This window comes from Paenibacillus plantiphilus, assembly GCF_927798095.1.
GTDB lineage: Bacteria > Bacillota > Bacilli > Paenibacillales > Paenibacillaceae > Paenibacillus_Z > Paenibacillus_Z plantiphilus.
In genome coordinates, this window is sequence record NZ_CAKMMF010000017.1 from 1 (window position 1) to 16,727 (window position 16,727).

Annotated in this window: 16 protein-coding genes and 4 tRNA genes; 17 read left to right on the top strand and 3 right to left on the bottom strand. The window is 47.5% G+C overall.

Annotated elements, in window-relative coordinates; translation table 11 throughout:
* Positions 1 to 249 precede the first annotated feature (249 nt).
* The 11 genes from L6H65_RS15310 (at position 250) to L6H65_RS15360 (ending at position 10,915) form a co-directional block, all read left to right on the top strand.
* Entirely contained in the window at positions 250 to 1,992 is a 1,743-nt protein-coding gene (locus tag L6H65_RS15310; protein ID WP_236343468.1) for a methyl-accepting chemotaxis protein, read from the top strand.
* A gap of 181 nt (positions 1,993 to 2,173) precedes the next feature.
* Positions 2,174 to 2,962: an ABC transporter ATP-binding protein gene (locus tag L6H65_RS15315; RefSeq protein ID WP_236343469.1), complete on the top strand. Its 789-nt coding sequence runs from the start codon at positions 2,174 to 2,176 to the stop codon at positions 2,960 to 2,962.
* Positions 2,928 to 3,998, top strand: coding sequence for an efflux RND transporter periplasmic adaptor subunit (locus L6H65_RS15320; RefSeq protein WP_236343470.1), 1,071 nt, complete (start codon positions 2,928 to 2,930; stop codon positions 3,996 to 3,998). The genes L6H65_RS15315 and L6H65_RS15320 overlap by 35 nt, the downstream gene beginning before the upstream one ends.
* Before the next feature lie 3 nt (positions 3,999 to 4,001).
* Positions 4,002 to 6,875, top strand: coding sequence for an ABC transporter permease (locus L6H65_RS15325; RefSeq protein ID WP_236343471.1), 2,874 nt, complete (start codon positions 4,002 to 4,004; stop codon positions 6,873 to 6,875).
* 3 nt (positions 6,876 to 6,878) lie between these two features.
* The gene (locus L6H65_RS15330; protein WP_236343472.1) at positions 6,879 to 7,766 is read left to right on the top strand and encodes an ABC transporter ATP-binding protein; all 888 of its coding nucleotides are present in this window, start codon (positions 6,879 to 6,881) and stop codon (positions 7,764 to 7,766) included.
* 3 nt (positions 7,767 to 7,769) lie between these two features.
* Positions 7,770 to 9,302, top strand: a complete 1,533-nt coding sequence (locus tag L6H65_RS15335; protein WP_236343473.1) for an ABC transporter substrate-binding protein — start codon at positions 7,770 to 7,772, stop codon at positions 9,300 to 9,302.
* Positions 9,303 to 9,427: 125 nt separating this feature from the next.
* Positions 9,428 to 9,592 carry a hypothetical protein gene (locus tag L6H65_RS15340; protein ID WP_236343474.1) on the top strand — a complete coding sequence of 55 codons (165 nt, stop codon included), beginning with the start codon at positions 9,428 to 9,430 and terminating at the stop codon, positions 9,590 to 9,592.
* A gap of 85 nt (positions 9,593 to 9,677) precedes the next feature.
* Positions 9,678 to 9,754 (top strand) — tRNA-Met (locus tag L6H65_RS15345).
* Positions 9,755 to 9,777: 23 nt separating this feature from the next.
* A tRNA-Ile gene (locus tag L6H65_RS15350) sits at positions 9,778 to 9,854 on the top strand.
* A gap of 23 nt (positions 9,855 to 9,877) precedes the next feature.
* Positions 9,878 to 9,966: transfer RNA gene (locus tag L6H65_RS15355), tRNA-Leu, on the top strand.
* 241 nt (positions 9,967 to 10,207) lie between these two features.
* Entirely contained in the window at positions 10,208 to 10,915 is a 708-nt protein-coding gene (locus L6H65_RS15360) for a uracil-DNA glycosylase (protein ID WP_236343475.1), read from the top strand.
* 103 nt (positions 10,916 to 11,018) lie between these two features.
* Here L6H65_RS15360 and L6H65_RS15365 read toward each other — a convergent pair whose 3' ends face one another.
* Positions 11,019 to 11,990: an S-layer homology domain-containing protein gene (locus tag L6H65_RS15365; protein ID WP_236343476.1), complete on the bottom strand. Its 972-nt coding sequence runs from the start codon at positions 11,988 to 11,990 to the stop codon at positions 11,019 to 11,021.
* A gap of 459 nt (positions 11,991 to 12,449) precedes the next feature.
* On the opposite strand from L6H65_RS15365, the gene L6H65_RS15370 reads away from it, so the two are divergent.
* Positions 12,450 to 12,905 (top strand): hypothetical protein, encoded by a 456-nt coding sequence (locus L6H65_RS15370; RefSeq protein ID WP_236343477.1) that lies wholly within the window; start codon positions 12,450 to 12,452, stop codon positions 12,903 to 12,905.
* A 108-nt stretch (positions 12,906 to 13,013) separates the two neighbouring features.
* Here L6H65_RS15370 and L6H65_RS15375 read toward each other — a convergent pair whose 3' ends face one another.
* Positions 13,014 to 13,283 (bottom strand): DUF2642 domain-containing protein, encoded by a 270-nt coding sequence (locus L6H65_RS15375; protein ID WP_236343478.1) that lies wholly within the window; start codon positions 13,281 to 13,283, stop codon positions 13,014 to 13,016.
* A gap of 138 nt (positions 13,284 to 13,421) precedes the next feature.
* Here L6H65_RS15375 and L6H65_RS15380 point away from each other — a divergent pair.
* The 3 genes from L6H65_RS15380 (at position 13,422) to L6H65_RS15390 (ending at position 14,328) form a co-directional block, all read left to right on the top strand.
* Positions 13,422 to 13,497, top strand: a tRNA-Val gene (locus tag L6H65_RS15380).
* Between the two features lie 256 nt (positions 13,498 to 13,753).
* Complete coding sequence (locus tag L6H65_RS15385) at positions 13,754 to 13,984, top strand: hypothetical protein (protein WP_236343479.1); 231 nt, start codon at positions 13,754 to 13,756, stop codon at positions 13,982 to 13,984.
* An 86-nt stretch (positions 13,985 to 14,070) separates the two neighbouring features.
* Positions 14,071 to 14,328, top strand: a complete 258-nt coding sequence (locus L6H65_RS15390; RefSeq protein ID WP_236343480.1) for a DUF3892 domain-containing protein — start codon at positions 14,071 to 14,073, stop codon at positions 14,326 to 14,328.
* A 93-nt stretch (positions 14,329 to 14,421) separates the two neighbouring features.
* Here L6H65_RS15390 and L6H65_RS15395 read toward each other — a convergent pair whose 3' ends face one another.
* Entirely contained in the window at positions 14,422 to 15,147 is a 726-nt protein-coding gene (locus tag L6H65_RS15395; protein WP_236343481.1) for an MBL fold metallo-hydrolase, read from the bottom strand.
* A gap of 521 nt (positions 15,148 to 15,668) precedes the next feature.
* Between L6H65_RS15395 and L6H65_RS15405 the strand changes: the two genes are divergently transcribed.
* A complete protein-coding gene (locus L6H65_RS15405) occupies positions 15,669 to 16,235 on the top strand; it encodes a stalk domain-containing protein (RefSeq protein ID WP_236343483.1) in 567 nt (188 codons plus the stop codon).
* A gap of 110 nt (positions 16,236 to 16,345) precedes the next feature.
* Positions 16,346 to 16,672 (top strand): DUF1292 domain-containing protein, encoded by a 327-nt coding sequence (locus tag L6H65_RS15410; RefSeq protein WP_236343484.1) that lies wholly within the window; start codon positions 16,346 to 16,348, stop codon positions 16,670 to 16,672.
* The last annotated feature ends 55 nt before the right edge of the window (positions 16,673 to 16,727 follow it).

Sequence of the window (16,727 nt, forward strand, 5' to 3'; positions counted from 1 at the left end):
GATACAAATCATTGCGGAATATGACATGAACCGCCGTATACCGAACGGTACGTACGGTGGTGTGAGAGGTCGGGGGCTAGCCGCCCCCTCCTACTCGATTATGCCAACCTAACACTTTACGTCATTATTTTGTTTAATTAAATACATCCTTCATCCTTCTCTTATATCTACCAAACAAAATGTCGATATAGTGCATGAAGCAACATGAATTCGACAGAAATAGATTCGATAAAGGGGATGAATTATACAATGAAACGTGGTCGGTTTGCTTTATCATTGCGCGTCAAGCTTGTGTTATTAATCGGTTTTCCCATTGTGCTTTATGTGTTCAGTACGCTGTATTGGATGGATCGATACGATACAGATATGGCTAAGCTGACCCACTCTCTGTTCGAGACGACGAACAAGGTCAATACGCTGGTTCTGAATGCTGATCGCGACTTCTATCAATCCTTGACAGCACTTCAATTGTTGGAATCCAAGCTGTCCGATGCAGCGAAAGCGCAGCAGGTGATGGATGAGTTTGTCGTCAATGCCGAGCAAGCGCAAGCACGAATAGATGAGGCATTCGGCATTCTCCAAAAGGAAGGGCTGTTTGATCTGAAGAAGAAGGACGGCGATCTGTCGATTCGAATGATAGCGGATGGATTTCATGCCAATTACTCGAATTGGTTCAATGAGGCCAAGAGCGCGGCAGAAGATGGACAAAGCAAGGTGTTCAATCCAGAGCTGATGGCCATATTCGAGGAGACTCGGGAAGGCATCAATATCATTGGCGAAATATTAGATGAGCATGCTGCGAATCAAATTGCCATAACAGATAGTGAAACAGCGGAAATCAAGTCAGCGAGTGGTATTGGTCTCATGATTTTCCTGCTCGCTATTGTCGCTGTAGGTTATGTTATCATCCGCAATATAGCGAGAATGATCAGATATGTGAATAAATTGATGAGCGCAGTTTCAGAGGGAGATCTTAGAGAACAACCTTCGATAAAGCACAGCGGCGATGAGATCGGGGCGATTGCGCATGCGGTTGAAGCCATGATCAGCAAAGTCCGCGGCCTTATCGCCACCATATCGGATAATGCGGCGGGAGTCAGCACGGCTTCGGCACAGATGAATACATCTGCCAAGCAATCGGCTGCAGCGGCGGCGCATGTTGCAGAAGAGATTCAGGAAGTGAATGAGGGGATGGAGGTTCAAACAAGGGGCGCAGAGGAAACGTCGCGCGCCATTGACGAGATGGCGGTCGGAATCGGCAAGATTGCGGAAAATACATCCGTTATATCCGATGCCGCAATGCGTACCTCCGATGATACTGAGCATGGTCAAGTACAGCTTGAGCAGCTTAATAAGCAAATGGACGGAATCAAATCTGTCATTATGCAGCTCTCGGACATTATCACGAATTTGAATGAGCGCTCCAATGAAATCGGACTCATTGCCGAGAATATTACGACCTTCTCCAATCAGACGAATATTTTGTCGCTTAACGCTTCGATCGAAGCAGCCCGTGCAGGCGAGCATGGCCGCGGCTTTTCCGTTGTGGCTGATGAGATTCGCAAGCTGGCGGCGCAATCGCTGCACTCGGCAGATGTTATTAATCAGCTCGTAACGGTCACACAGGGGGAGATGGTGAACGCCTCGAATGTAATGACGACAACGCTTGGCGAGGTGTCTGCAGGCAGCCAGTTGATGACGCAGGTCTATGCCAGCTTCACCCATATTCGCAATTCGATTCAGGGCATCGCTGCGCAAATTCACGATAATTCGGCGATTACGGAACAAATGTCGGCGAGCTCCGAGGAAGTTAGCGCCACGATGGAGCAATCTGCGAGTACGGCTCGCACGAATATGAGCAATACGCAAAATGTAGCTTCAGCGACTCAGGAACAGCTTGCGGTGATGGATGAAATCGCTTATGCTTCCGATCACTTGAAGGACATTGTTGACGAGTTGGAACGCTCGGTAGCAACGTTCAAAATTCGATAATATTTTCAAAGGCTCTTGGATACGCCATGGATCAGTCTGCCAAAGCGTGTGCAAGAGCTTTTTTTAACAAAATTTTAAGGATATCTTCTATAATATTACGTAACTTTTTGTCCTTATACACCGTCTATACGATATACTGAGATAATGGTTTTCATGGGAAAGGGGGTCTCGTTTACTATCTATGGCACTGTGGAGACGCAAACAAGGGGAAGCACCGGCAGTTCAGGACGAACCAGCGAAGGAAGAAGACAATAAAACCGTTCTGAAAGCAGTTCAAAGAGAGGCGCCAGCGGATACCGGCAAGCCGTTATTGACCGTGGAATCTGTCGAAAGGACATTTCAGGTCGGCGGTCAGCCGCTTCATGTTCTCAAGAGCATTAATATGGAGCTTAAGCACGGTCAGCTAGTCATGCTGCGAGGTCGCTCAGGCTCAGGGAAGACAACGCTGCTTAACCTGATTGGCGGACTGGATCAGCCATCGAAGGGGCACATTTTTTTTCAGGATAAGCCTTTTCACAAGATGAGCGATGATCAACGAACGACGGTTCGCCGCAAGCAAATGGGATTTATTTTCCAGGCGTTTGCGCTTATGCCGCTGCTATCAGCCTATGAGAATGTCGAGCTGTCGCTCAGAATGGCGGGGATTCCGGGCAGTGAATGGAAGGAACGCATTGTCCATTGCATGGAACTGGTGGGGCTGAGCAAACGAATGCATCATCGTCCTTTCGAGCTGTCTGGCGGTGAGCAGCAGCGGGTTGCGATTGCCAAGGCGATTGCCCATCGGCCGCGTCTGCTGCTGGCGGATGAACCGACGGCAGAGCTGGATTCGCAAATGTCCGCGCAAATTATGTCGGTCTTTCAAAATATTATTGCCACTGAACAGGTTACGATTTGTATGACAACGCACGATCCTACGATTTTGGAGGTTGCCGATCATGTTTACGAAATGGTTGACGGGAAATTCATTTAAGCGAACCGCCGCTGTTGTTCTTGCTGCTTCGCTCATTTTTACAAGCGGCTGCTCGCTGCTGCCGGATGAGGAGAAGGAAGAGGTGCTGCCGACGATTACACCTCCACAAATTTCCAAGAAGCCTGAGTATGAAGTGACTACAACGACGCTGGAGACGAAAAAAACAGCTATCGGCAAGCTCATCTCACTGGAGGAGGAGACGTTATACTTCACTTTAACAGGCAAGCGATTGAGCGACCTGAATGTGAAGGTTGGCGATAAGGTGAAGGCCGGTCAGGTCATAGCCGTACTCGATATGGAGAAGGAGATCAAGGATCTTCGTTCTGCTCGTCTGGCATTCAAGAGAAAAGAAGCTGATATGAGAGAAACACTTCGCAAACGCGACGAAATGCCGCCGCTCGAATTTGAAGAAGCGATGATTTTGTTCGAAGAAGGACGTCAGGCACTCGCTGATCAGCAGGAAGAAATCGATAAGGCGACGATCACGGCGCCGTTCTCGGGAACGATTGTATCGGTCAGCAAGGTGAAGGGCGATCAGATTAACGCCTATGATCCTATCTGCATCATTGCGGATACGAGTAGACTAACGCCAGCTGCCAAGCTGACGAAGGATGAATTAAAGGGCATCTCTGTCGGCATGCCTGTCGTCGTCGATATTAACAATGTCGGTAAAGTAAACGGCAAGATTAAGCAGCTGCCAGTTCCGCAAGAGAATGAAGGCGGCGAGAATGGCGGCAACCCAGGCGGCACTCAACGCCCCGAACGACCGGAGGATTTCTTGATGGTTGAACTGGATAAGACGCCTAAGGATCTTTCGCGCGGAACGCCATTATCGATTAATATCATTCTGAAACGAAAAGAAAATGCAGTTGTTATTCCTCCATCCGCATTGCGTACCATCGGATCGCGTACTTATGTACAGGTTGTCGATGCTGAAGGCAAGCGCGAGGTTGATGTAGAGGTAGGCGAGCAAACATCCACTGAAATTGAAATTCTCAAAGGATTGACGCCAGGACAGAAAGTAGTAGGTCGATAACCGATGGGGATGCCGTTATTTCGCTTTCTGTTCCGCAAAATGTGGAACACGCGTTGGATGACGCTCAGTTCGCTTGCAGGCTTGATTATTGCCGTAGCGTTCGCGACAAGCATCCCGATGTATGCGGACGGCGCGCTCAAACGGGTCGTTGCAGAGACGCTAAAGGAGGAAAGCAGCGGATTGCCTGCTGGGTCGCTTCTCATGCGATATCAATCCACTAGCAATAAGACGGACTTTCCGGCTTTGGCAGAGGTATCTCGCTACATCAAGGATGACATACCCAAGGAAATCGATTTTCCATTCAGTACGTTTGTGCGGAATATGGCGATCCGCAGCACGGAGATTTCTCCTGAAGATCCAACCAAGGTAGACGCAAGCCGTGTTCGTCAGATGTCGCTTAACACGTTGTCTGGTCTGGATAAGATGGTTGAGCTTACGCAAGGACGCTGGTACAGCGATGGGGTTGCTGAAGATGGCCTGGTCGAGGTTGTTCTGATGGAAGAGGCTATGTATCGCAGCGATGTTCATATCGGGGATATTTTTGAATATCCGATTTACAGCGGGCTCGACATCACGCTTCGGGTTAAGATCGTTGGGGCTTACAAGCCGCTCAACGAGAATGATCCTTACTGGTATCAAGGTCTTGAGGGCCTGATGAATACGCTGCAGGTTAGCGGCACGGCATTCGAGAAGGGATTGCTGGAACAGAAGAAGATACCTGTACATACCGTTAACTGGTATTATGCTTTCGATCTGAAGGAGATTCAGACAAGTCAATTGTCTCCGCTTAGTCAGACGTTAAGCCGGCTCGATGTTGAGCTGTACCAGAAGCTGAAGGATACGAAGGTTGAGCTTTCATTCGATTCTCTTCTCAGCAAATTCCGTACCCAAAGCCTTCAATTGCAAATGCTCTTGTTCACATTGGCCGCGCCGATGCTTGCAATGGTCTTTTATTTCATTGCGATGAATGCGCGTCAATCGCTCGACAAGCAGCGCAGCGATATAGCGGTTCTTCGAAGCAGGGGAGCTGGTACAAGGCAAATTATATGGATGTTCTTGCTTGAAGGATTGCTGCTGGGGACCGTTGCTATGGTCATCGGACCATTCATTGGCTGGTATATGGCCAAGAGTATAGGTTCTGCCAACGGGTTCCTGGAATTTGTTAACCGGAAGTCGATTCCGGTAGGCTTCTCGACAGAAGCTATTATTGCCGGGCTGGCAGCGGTATTGCTGGCTGTGCTGGCAACCGTTATACCGGCTGTTATGTATGCGCGCGCTTCTATCGTTAATTACAAGCAGCAGCTTGCGCGCTCTGACAGCAAGCCTTTCTGGCAGCGTTGGTTCCTCGATGTTCTGATGCTCGGGGTCGCGGCTTATGGCTGGTATCTCTTCAACGAGCGTCAAATGATCTCGTTCAAGAGCGGAATGACAACAGACCAGCTCAATGTTCAGCCGTTTCTGTTCTTCGTTCCGGCGCTAGCCATCTTCGCAATGGGATTGTTCTTCTTGCGTGTGTTTCCGTGGCTGCTTAAGCTGTTCAGCTGGTTGGGCCGCAGGCTGCTGCCTGTTCCTGTGTTCTTGACGCTTACACAGCTGTCACGTTCGTCCAAAGGGTATTATCCGCTCATGATCCTGCTCATTCTTACTTTGGGTCTGGGCGTCTACAACGCCTCTGCAGCTCGAACGATTGATTTGAACTCGACCGAACGCACGCTGTACAAATACGGTACGGATGTAGTCATGCAGACGGTATGGGAAGGCGAGACCGAGCTGATCGACAAGGAGAATCAAGGCGGTCAAGGCGGCCAGGGCGGCCAGGGCGGCGGTCAAGGTGGAGGCGGCGGCCAAGGCGGCGCTGCGCCGCAAGGACCGACCCGTACGACCTACACGGAGCCTCCTTTTGAGATTTTCCGCACGCTGGAAGGTGTTGAGGCGGCTGCAAGAGTGATGCAGACCAAGGGAAATGTTATTGTTTCCGGACGTTCCGTAGGACAGGGGACCTTAATGGGCATCGACAACGTCGATTTCTCCAAGGTGGGATGGTTCCGCAACGATTTGTTCGAGGCGCATCCATTCAATTACTTGAACAATCTAGGTGTGTATGAGCAAGCGGCAATTGTGCCGTCGAAGGTTGCTCAGAAATATCAGTTGAAGCCTGGCGATGTCGTGTCAGTCGGCTTGCAGGATGGCATGATTGATTTCGTCATCGTCGGCATCGTGCCTTACTGGCCGAGCCAATATCCTGACCAGTCTCCGTTTGTAATTGCCAACCTTGATTATATCTATGATCAGGTGCCTATTATCCGTTATGATGTATGGCTTAAGATGAAGCCGGGCGCCTTGACGGGACCGATCATGAAGCAATTGCAGGACAAAGGAATAGAGCTTGCAGATGTCAAGGATGTCCGCATTGAGCTTGCGACGCAAGCGAAGCATCCAACCAGAGGCGGGGTATTCGGAATATTGAGTCTTGGCTTCCTTGTCTCCATCATCGTCTCCTTGACCGGTTATGTGCTATTCTGGTTCTTTAACCTGTCTGGACGTATCGTGCAATTCGGCGTCCTTCGGGCGATGGGGTTATCGCGAAGACAGCTTACAGGCATGCTTCTGCTAGAGCAATTATTTACTGCCGGCCTATCGATTGGATTGGGAGTTGCTATCGGCAAAATCGCTAGTATACTGTTTCTGCCGTTCCTTCAGACGACAGACAATGTCGCGAATTCTGTACCGCCATTTCGAGTCGTGTTTGATTCGAAGGATACGACGCAGCTGTACATTGTCGTTGGCTGCATGATGCTGATGGGTGCGACATTGCTGCTCATTCACATCCGTAGACTGCGGGTGCATCAAGCAGTCAAGATGGGAGAGGAGCGTTAGACGATGATAGAATGCGAGGGTCTGGTCAAAATTTACAAATCCGACGATCTTGAGGTCGTCGCGCTGCAAGGCTTGAACTTGCATGTTCGTGTCGGCGAGATGATGGCCATAATCGGGAACAGCGGCAGCGGCAAATCAACATTGCTGAACATTCTGGGCGGACTTGATCGGCCTTCGGCCGGTCAGGTGCGGGTAGGACCTTGGGACCTGCTGAAGATTACAGATGACCAGCTTGTGGAATACAAGCGCGACACTGTAGGCTTTATATGGCAGAACAATGCGCGAAACCTGCTGCCTTATTTGACAGCACTGGAGAATGTGGAGATGCCCATGATGCTCTCCTCCAAGCTTGATCGCGCCTATGCCAAACAGCTTCTGGATTGGGTTGGTCTGAAGGAGCGGATGCATAACAAGCTGCATCAGCTCTCAGGCGGTGAGCAGCAGCGGGTAGCGATTGCGATATCATTATCCAATCGTCCGAAGCTTCTGCTTGCTGACGAGCCGACAGGATCTGTAGATACACGAACTTCTGATTTAATTATGGATATTTTTCGCAGGCTTAACAAGGAAATAGGGATTACAATCGTAATCGTTACTCACGATTTGTCGCTTGCAGGCAAGGTGGACCGGGTCGTTGCGATTCGTGACGGATTGACGAGCACCGAATTTATTAAGCGGAATCCGAATTTGGATGCTGAAGGCGGAGAAAGCATTAATCTTCAGCATGGCGGGATACAGGATGCGCATGAAGAATATGTTGTCGTTGATCGGGTAGGCCGCCTGCAAATTCCTAAAGCCTATTTAACAGCCTTGCAAATTACAGATAAAGCATCTATGGAATTCGATGGCGAGAAAATTATTATTTCAACGCCCAAATCATTGGAGGGGTAATAAATGCCGGAAAACAAATCACTATCAGGTAAGGGTCGCGTTTTTAGCAGGTCTACTGCTATCGTTCTCGTATTCATACTCCTGACATCATTGCTTGCAGCGTGCAGTAAAGGGGATGACAACGGCAGCGGTGCTGACAATCGTGTGCTGCGAATCGGATTCCTGTACTCCAGTCCCGATAACGAGCAATATCTTCGTCAGCAGTATACAGACTCCTTCGAGCTATTGAATCCCGATGTCGAGATTCAAATTGTCGGGGCAATCAATTATGATGATCAACGGTATGAGGAATACGATCCTAAGAAGGAACAGCCAGATCCTTACGAAAAGCTGAAAGAGATGCTTACAGGTAAAAATCCGGTTGACGTGCTCATGATTGATCTTGGCAATATGAAGCGGCTTGTCAAGGACAATATGCTGAAGCAGTTGGACCCGTATATTCAGAACAGCGAGTTCGATATTACTGATATTGTTCCGACTGTTATTGATGGCATCAAAGACGCAGGCGAAGGCAGTCTGTACGGACTTGCCCCGACTTTCAGCTCGTCTGCCCTGTACTATAACAAGGCGCTCTTCACGGAAGCGGGAGTTCCATTCCCGACTGACGGCATGCAGTGGAACGATCTGTTCACCCTTGCCAAGCGCGTTACGAAAGGAGAAGGACAAGAGCGCAAATTCGGTCTGGCCTTAAGCCGCTATGGCGGTGATCCATTCTACGACACGCAAAACTATGCTGCTCCGCTTCGCCTCAAAACATGGGATGACAAAGGCGAGAAGATGACAGTAGATACCCCGCAATGGGCAAAAGTATGGAAGGACATCCTTCCTCTGTATAAAGAGAAAATTATGCCAACACAGAAGGATATGTATCCAGAAGAATCGGCGATGGAAGATGGCAAACGATCATTTAATCCATTCCAGGGAGACATGTTCCTTAGCGGCCGATTGGCGATGACGATTGGCGGATACGATTATATTCAGGAGCTGGAAAGAGCGAAGGGTGCTGCGGAGAAGAATAAAAATGTTACGGCTATCGACTGGGATGTCGTAACAGTTCCAACTTTCCCGGAAGAGCCTAACGTGGGCGGCAGCATCTACATCAACAATCTGATGACGATCAATGCGAAAGCATCTAATAGTGATGATGCCTGGAAATTTATTGAATTCAACAATAGCAAGGAATGGGCGAAGCTCAAATCACGCAGCACGTACGAAATGGTATCTCGCATTTCATTCCTGAAGCCTAAAGAAGGCACAAACTTCAATATTAAAGCTTTCTACACCTTGAAGCCAGTACCGCCTTCTGACACGGATATCAGTACGCTTTACCAGAAGCTTCCGAATATTTGGGAAGTCAACCAGTATGGCTCTCAGCTCTTCCTGGAAGTAATCGAGGGCAAGAAGGGTGTCGAGGAAGCGCTCAAGGAATGGCAGACGAAAGGCGATGCGCTCCTGCAAAAGATGAAAAAAGATCCGCAGGCATCCATTCATACGATGGAAGGCGGCGGAGTATCATCAGTGGGTGTATATAGATAATGTAGATTAGAATGAATCCGCACCTGGCTACTCAGGCTGCGGATTTTTTTTGCGCTTAAGAAGGGAATGCTTGTATTTGGTGCAAATAGGGTAATCTAATGGAAATAATGATGGGGGGATGCGTCATGCGTTGGGTGTACTGGGTGCGATTGTATGAGACCAAATTTCAAGCAGGCTGTCTTGTCAGCAGAATGGAGAATGATTGGTGGGTATATGGATATAATTGCCCGCAGGAGATTGAGGTGTTCCGTTCGAGAAAGGGCAGATTTGGTGTTCGATATATGCCCTGATAAAAAATAAATATTGACTTTAATCCATAATATATAGTATATTAATTCTTGTCGCCATTCAATGATGCTAGTGAAATGGTAATGTCGCGGGGTGGAGCAGCCCGGTAGCTCGTCGGGCTCATAACCCGAAGGCCGCAGGTTCAAATCCTGCCCCCGCAACCAACCTTTTAATGGTTATTTCTTTAGGGCCCTTAGCTCAGTTGGTTAGAGCGGTCGGCTCATAACCGATTGGTCGGGGGTTCGAGTCCCTCAGGGCCCACCATTATAGTCACTGCATGAACACATGCCGGGGTGGCGGAACTGGCAGACGCACAGGACTTAAAATCCTGCGGTGGGTGACCACCGTACGGGTTCGATTCCCGTCCTCGGCACCATTGTTTTTTATGGCTTTTAGCCGATGCATGAACTTACATACGAAGAATTACGCATAAAGCCTCCTGTTCAGAAACTGAGACTATCCTCAGGTTATGAGCTGGAGGTTTTTGTTTCTGCTGCGAACCTATTCTCCTGTTTAATTGAACGGCTGAATACAATATAATAGAGGCAGGCATGGTGTGCGAATGGGTCTGATAGGCTAACAAGAGGTTTATTGATTCAATATTGCTGGAGGTACATATGACAATTATTTTTAAGAATGATTGGGCATCCATTTTGGATCAAGAGATGGAACGGCCCTATTACAGGGACATGCGGCAGAGGCTTGCTAATGAGTATCGGACCAGTACAGTATATCCGAGTATGCACGACATCTTCAATGCGCTTCATTATACCTCCTATGAGGGCGTCAGAGTCGTTATTTTGGGACAGGATCCCTATCATGGGGCAGGACAAGCACATGGGCTGAGCTTCTCTGTACAGCCCGGTGTGAAGGTGCCGCCTTCCCTGCAAAATATATACAAAGAGCTTCGGGAAGACCTTGGATGCCCGATCCCCGATCACGGCTATCTGGTATCGTGGGCCAAGCAAGGCGTGCTGCTCCTGAACAATGTTCTGACTGTTCAAGCTGGTCAGCCTGCTTCGCATCAAGGTATGGGATGGGAGCAGTTCACAGATGCGGTTGTAGCCTCTTTAAACCAGCGTAAGCGGCCTGTGGCCTTTATACTATGGGGTAAGCACGCGCAGGAGAAAGCGGCATCCATAGATACGAATCGGCATTATATCATTGCGTCACCGCATCCAAGTCCATTTGCTGCACATCGGGGCTTCTTCGGCAGCCGTCCCTTCTCCAAGGTTAATGACTTCCTGAAGAGTATCGGCAGCCCGGAGATCGATTGGTGTGTACCCGCTCTTGCAGAGCTGGAGTCAGCGGCAGATAGAGAATAGGAAATAAACAAAAGAGCAGTCCTCCATCATGAGCTGTGAATACCGGCCGCTTCCAGGCCCTGTTCATCATTCATGGAAAGGACTGCTCTTTTATTAATAGACTTTATTGGCTGACTGCCGCGCTATCGTCTGAGCTTGTCGTGTCATTCATTGAAGCGGCTGCTTCGTTCAGAACCGGCTTATAGCTTTTTGCAACAAAGGTAACTACCTTCACTTCAGTCAGAACCTGCGGATACATCATATCTTTTTGGGGATAGAGGGGTTCGATGTTCAGAATGGCTTGATCCCCGTCAAAGGTAATGGACGAGATGCGCATCCCATATCCTGGGTGAGGAGCCTGGGCGGTAATGGTCACTTTGTTCACTTCTTCATTGACTGCATCAATTGTGATAGCTGGATCGTAGAGAGGGAAAGGTTGAGCGCCCTCGCCGGGTTCTGGTTTCACTATATTCTCCTTTACAAAACGAATCGCATCATGGAGCCAGCCAGCTCCTTCACCCCGGGTCATAATGGATTGCGGATTGAAATTTTGCTTGCTATCAAGCTGGGCGATCTTGCTGATCAACAGCTTCTGTATGCTTTCCATGTATACTGGTGCAACATCAGCTTCATCCTTGATTTGCACGTATATTTCAATAAAGGCAAATTCCCCTTTTGTCATCATAGCGCGAAAGAGAATGTGGGCATACTCCTCACGAGTTAGCGGGGCTGCTGGGTTAACATCCTTTGGGATATCCAGGCCGTTCAGATGAGCGATAATAAAAGCATCCGCATACCAAGCATTATCCCTCACCCCCGTAAAATAATCGCTTGCCAGAGGCTGTTTGATGAACCGCATGTTGTCAATATTAATGCCCAATCCTTTGACAATGAGTGTAACACCTTCGGCATAGGTTAGTTTATCCTTAGGCTTGAACTTATTGTCTTTGCTTGTCGAAATGATGCCTTGCTTCTGCAATTCAGCGATTTTTGCCTCGTTTGGGTCTCCTTTCGTATCAGAGTATGCCATGACGGATTGTCCGACAACAACTAGCAGCAGCATAACGACTGCACTAATCAAAAAAGTCTTTTTCATTTCAATCACCTCAATTAATAGTGTGGTTGAACTTTTGAACTGCTACTTTTAATGACGAGTCGTTATTTCGTTATGTTGCAGCTTTTCGGAATGAGGAGGTATTTAGAGTGAAAGTTGGGGTAGCTTTGATTGGCAGCTATTTATTACAGATAAATTACAGTCTAAGAATGAATAAAAGAAATTTAAGGCGATTTATTGATTTACAAGTTCCTTTAGACTTATTGACATGGAGAAATAAGAACCAATTTATGTTTATATTTTTTCACAAAAATAATCACTTAATACCATATATGGATATTGAGGCGTATGTTATATTGTTGCTGTATTCAAATCGTTTATGAAACGAGGTGGCCGTCAAACAATGTGGGATTGCTATTCAGATGTGCACAAGTATGACCAGTATGTAGTGTGGACAATGAAAGGCAATGATTAAACCAAAATCGAGAGGGATGTGAATTAATGTTAACTAAAAAATTTAAATCTTTTATTATGGCCTCACTGGTGTTATGTATGGTGTTTGCTCCAATCTCTGCTCAAGCAGGCTCGAATACCGGCCCGACGGGAACTGCTACTCTTACGTATGCTTATGATTACTTCTATTGGACAGTATATCCTAACTTCCCATCGGGCTCTTCAGGTTCTACGAATGGAACTGGAACAATTAATATCTATAAAATCGTAGGCGGCTCTGAGGTTCATGACCGATTGATTAATATCGGACATGTCAATCCAGGCACGACTTCTTCTGTTACGGGATCCCGTCCATGCGGTCTTGCTCCGGGAACTTATAAAGCTTATCTGACTGCGCATGTAACGATGAACAACTCGCCTTATCATACGGTTTCGCTCCCTATTCCTTCTGAAACCTTTACGATAACTTCCTTCACGTCAACACCTTGTTACAATGGTTTCTAATTAACAGACAGTAAAAAAATAAAGAGATCCCAGTTCAGGTTAGTTCCGTTGGGATCTCTTTATTCAGATTTGGTTCCAGATCACTGGTTCCAACTCACTCAACCGCAATTATAGTGGCATTGTCCATACAATCTCGGCGATCCGTACACAAGCTTGCCTGCTGTGGGCTGGGCTGTGTAATTGCAGGAGCACATGATCAGGTTTCACATCAATGATCGTTCCTTCAATTGCTCCACGTGTTGTTTCGAGCAGTACACAGCGGCCAGTTAATCGGCAAAGGGCGGCTACTACGTAAGGGTCAATCGACGATACCGTTTGTACTTGACTTGGATTTAACTGCGCTGGACTGGTCTGGCTTGGTTGATACAAATTATTCACTCCTTAGCTTAGCTTCGTTTCCATCATATGCAGCTGCCTACCTTGAGGAATGGGCGTCAAAAAAATCCGAGAAAGTGATTGACTTCATTGCATTGATTTGATATATTATTTCTTGTCACTAATTGAAACAATCCTTTTGATCTGTTAGCTCAGCTGGGAGAGCACCATCTTGACAGGGTGGGGGTCAGTGGTTCGAGCCCACTACAGATCACCATATTTAAATGTTAAAACCCTTGATAATCAAGGGTTTTTTTGTTTGTTTATTTCATGGAAGCGGGATAGCTGCTTTCCAGTTGATTCAGCAAATGAAGAACCTCCATTAATAGTAATCATGCCATCGTGCATGACTACAATAGTATTAGCTCTCCTTGTCTATTTAAGCGATATCTTCAACATGGCTGTGTTTGGTCATCCAATTGTTGGAGCATACTATACCCATTGATTAGATTCACGGTGATAGGGGGATGGCGATGAGAATTTGTGCTGCGGTGCTGCTATGTCTATTGTTATGTACGGGGTGTGAGCTGGAGCTGGCGCCGAATTTCACGGAGAGAGGCGATTCCCTTCACGAGGGTGTATCTGCGAATGTCTACCCGCTAAGCGGTTCCGTGTCCAAAGAGGTATACGAGCTGAAGCGTTCTGATAGAACACCATTCTCGCCAAAGGGTACTGGACTGAAGAATGTGAGCCCCGAGGAATAAGAGCGGTCACTGCTGGGACAAGCTATATCTGTACAGTGTGATGGTGTGGCTGATGTTCAGTTTTTTACAAGGAGATGATAGGTATTATGGATACGTCAGAACGTGAACAATCGCAGCAAAACCGCGAAACTTTCGTTGCCGTACAGAAGAACGGGGATGGCGATCTAACGGCCTTCAAAACCTCAAGCGGGCGAGTGCTGGATTATAGTCAGGCTTTGCAGGAGGTCCAAGGCGGGCATATTGCAGGTGTAAACGCCTTTAAAGGAAGAGATGGCGAAACCTATATTCGGGGAGACGCTGATGGCGATCCGACCAACAATCTCGATCAACTTCCGAACTTCTAGTTCAGGTCGCTTTCACACGAAGAAAAACCCGCATTAAGCGGGCGATGGGCTGTCGATGTCATTCATCGGCAGTCTTTTCTATGTGAGAGCCATTCAGAAATTATAGAGCTGATGCTGCTCTACGAATCTCATTGGGCCAGTACGGCCTTCATATTCGGGCTTGTTATCTTCATAATGCATGAGCCAGATCATCTCCTGCAGATGGTCAGGCAATGATTGAAGCTCCTCCAACGTCGTGTGGACAAGCCCGGGAGGAATGAACTGGCAATCGTGAAAAATCGTTGTACATCCGCGCTGATAGAGCCGCTCCAGCAACCCGGGATCAAACTTCATATCAGCAGAGTAAAAGAAGCTGCCGTTAATAAAGTAGGAATAGCTCGGCTTCTTCGGGATGTGACTTGTTAAAATAGCCTCTACAGATAGTCCAGGAATCAGCTCATGCTGCTGGCCTACTTCTATTAGATGCACGTCAAAGTAATCATCAAGTGTGGGGAATTCATCTGTCTTTAACCCGCCGCTAAGGGACCCTTCCCAGAGCGTGTCTACGATGGGTGAAGGAATGAACAATTTGGCCTTTTTCTTGAATACATACTTCATCTGAAATGCAAATTCCTCGATCCCGCCGATATGATCGGAATGGATATGGCTTATTAGGAGCGCATCGATATCGCTGAACTTATAACCGAGCTGGTGCAAGGATAAGGGTGCTGTCATCCCGCAGTCCATCATCAAAATATGGCCTTGTGAGAAGCAGATCGCATTAGTGTTGTAATATTGTTTGGCAAAAGCACTGCCTGTCCCGAGCATTTGTATGTTCAATCGGGCATCCCCCTATGTGATCATTATTTCAAATTTATCATTTCCAACAGCAAATGGAAAGAGATTTATTGGTAAATGTAAACAATCGTGATAAACGCCGCTGCACATGTGTCTCTATGCTCATAGGATAGCAATAAACCGACTGAGACAATGAGGCAGGTGCTTGCAGATGGCAAAAGGGAAAGGGATCAAAAAAAAGAAGTCCGCATCTGATCGCAAACAGAAAGTTACGAAGCTCGTTCTATCGGATACATGTGCGGTATGCCCAACGCCCTGCGCGAGAGGCTTAAGGTATCTGGACGGAATGAGGCAGCCCGGTGCTGTTGGAAAGGGCGTTCCGTGTATTCTGACACTCAAATATGTGTAGTTCAGTAAACTCTTCTATTTCCCGGGCAAGCGCAGCATTCAACAGATTCCGACATATAAAGAGGTCGTGAATTTTTTTGGCAGGCTGCGCAACTTTGGACGACTTGGTGAGTATAACCAAACATCCAAGCATACAGGATGGAGGGTTGACAGCCATGAAGTTCAGAAAGCTTCTCATCTTGCTGCTGGTGATGTCATTATGGGGCGGTACAATGCTGTTCGCCGACGCGGCGGTACAGAAAGTTCGAGTGATCGTTAACGGATCTGAGTTAGACGATGCCGGCCTATTCACCGAAGGCAAAACCTATTTGCCCATACGTCAAATAGCTGCAACGATGCAGGCATTTATTTCGTGGGATGAAAGTGCAAAGAAAGTAACCGTACACAAACCGAATGTCCACATGTTCCTCTTCCAGGATAATACGATTTTCGGCAATGTTACGAAAGGCAATCGCATCACGTTCAAGGTTTTCGCGCAAATCGATAATTTGTTAACGGATGTTTCTGCAGTTAAGGTATCGATAGTGGACCCGGACGGCAAGGAAGAGGTCATTCAATCCGAAAAGGTGAACAAGAATGATAATTTCTGGTACCGAACAGATGATTTCACCTATACGTTTAGCTCGGCAGGCAAATATACGATCCGTTTCTATATGAAGGTCAATGCATCGGATGATTGGAAGCAGATATCTGAGAAAACTGTGACAGCAAAAAGCTCATAATCATGTAACGCCCTTGCTGGATTCAGCAGGGGCGTTCTGTTTGACCAGCAACATGTTCCGTGTTACGATAGCGAGGAAAACTATTCATGAATTGAAATGAGGTTATAATCGTGAGCGAACATGAGCATAAGAATGAAGAGAATTGTGGCGACGGATGTGGATGCGGTCATGACCATGAGCACGAAGAGCATGTTTTTCTCGTAACGGATGAGGAAGGCAAGGAACGTGAGATGGTAATGGTATACACGTTTGAATCGGAAGAGCAGGTTTATGCTGTTCTGCTGGATCGTAATGATCCAGAATCAGACGGTGTCATCTTCCGTATTGAAGAAGAGAATGGCGAAGCGTTTCTTGTTGGAATCGAAGAGGATGCTGAGTGGGAGCGCGTAACGCGCATTTACGAGGAAATTGCTCAACGTGAAAATCAAGAAAACTAAGAATAGGAAGACTGCTGGAGCAAAAACTCCGAGCCCTAGAGCTCGGAGTTTTTAA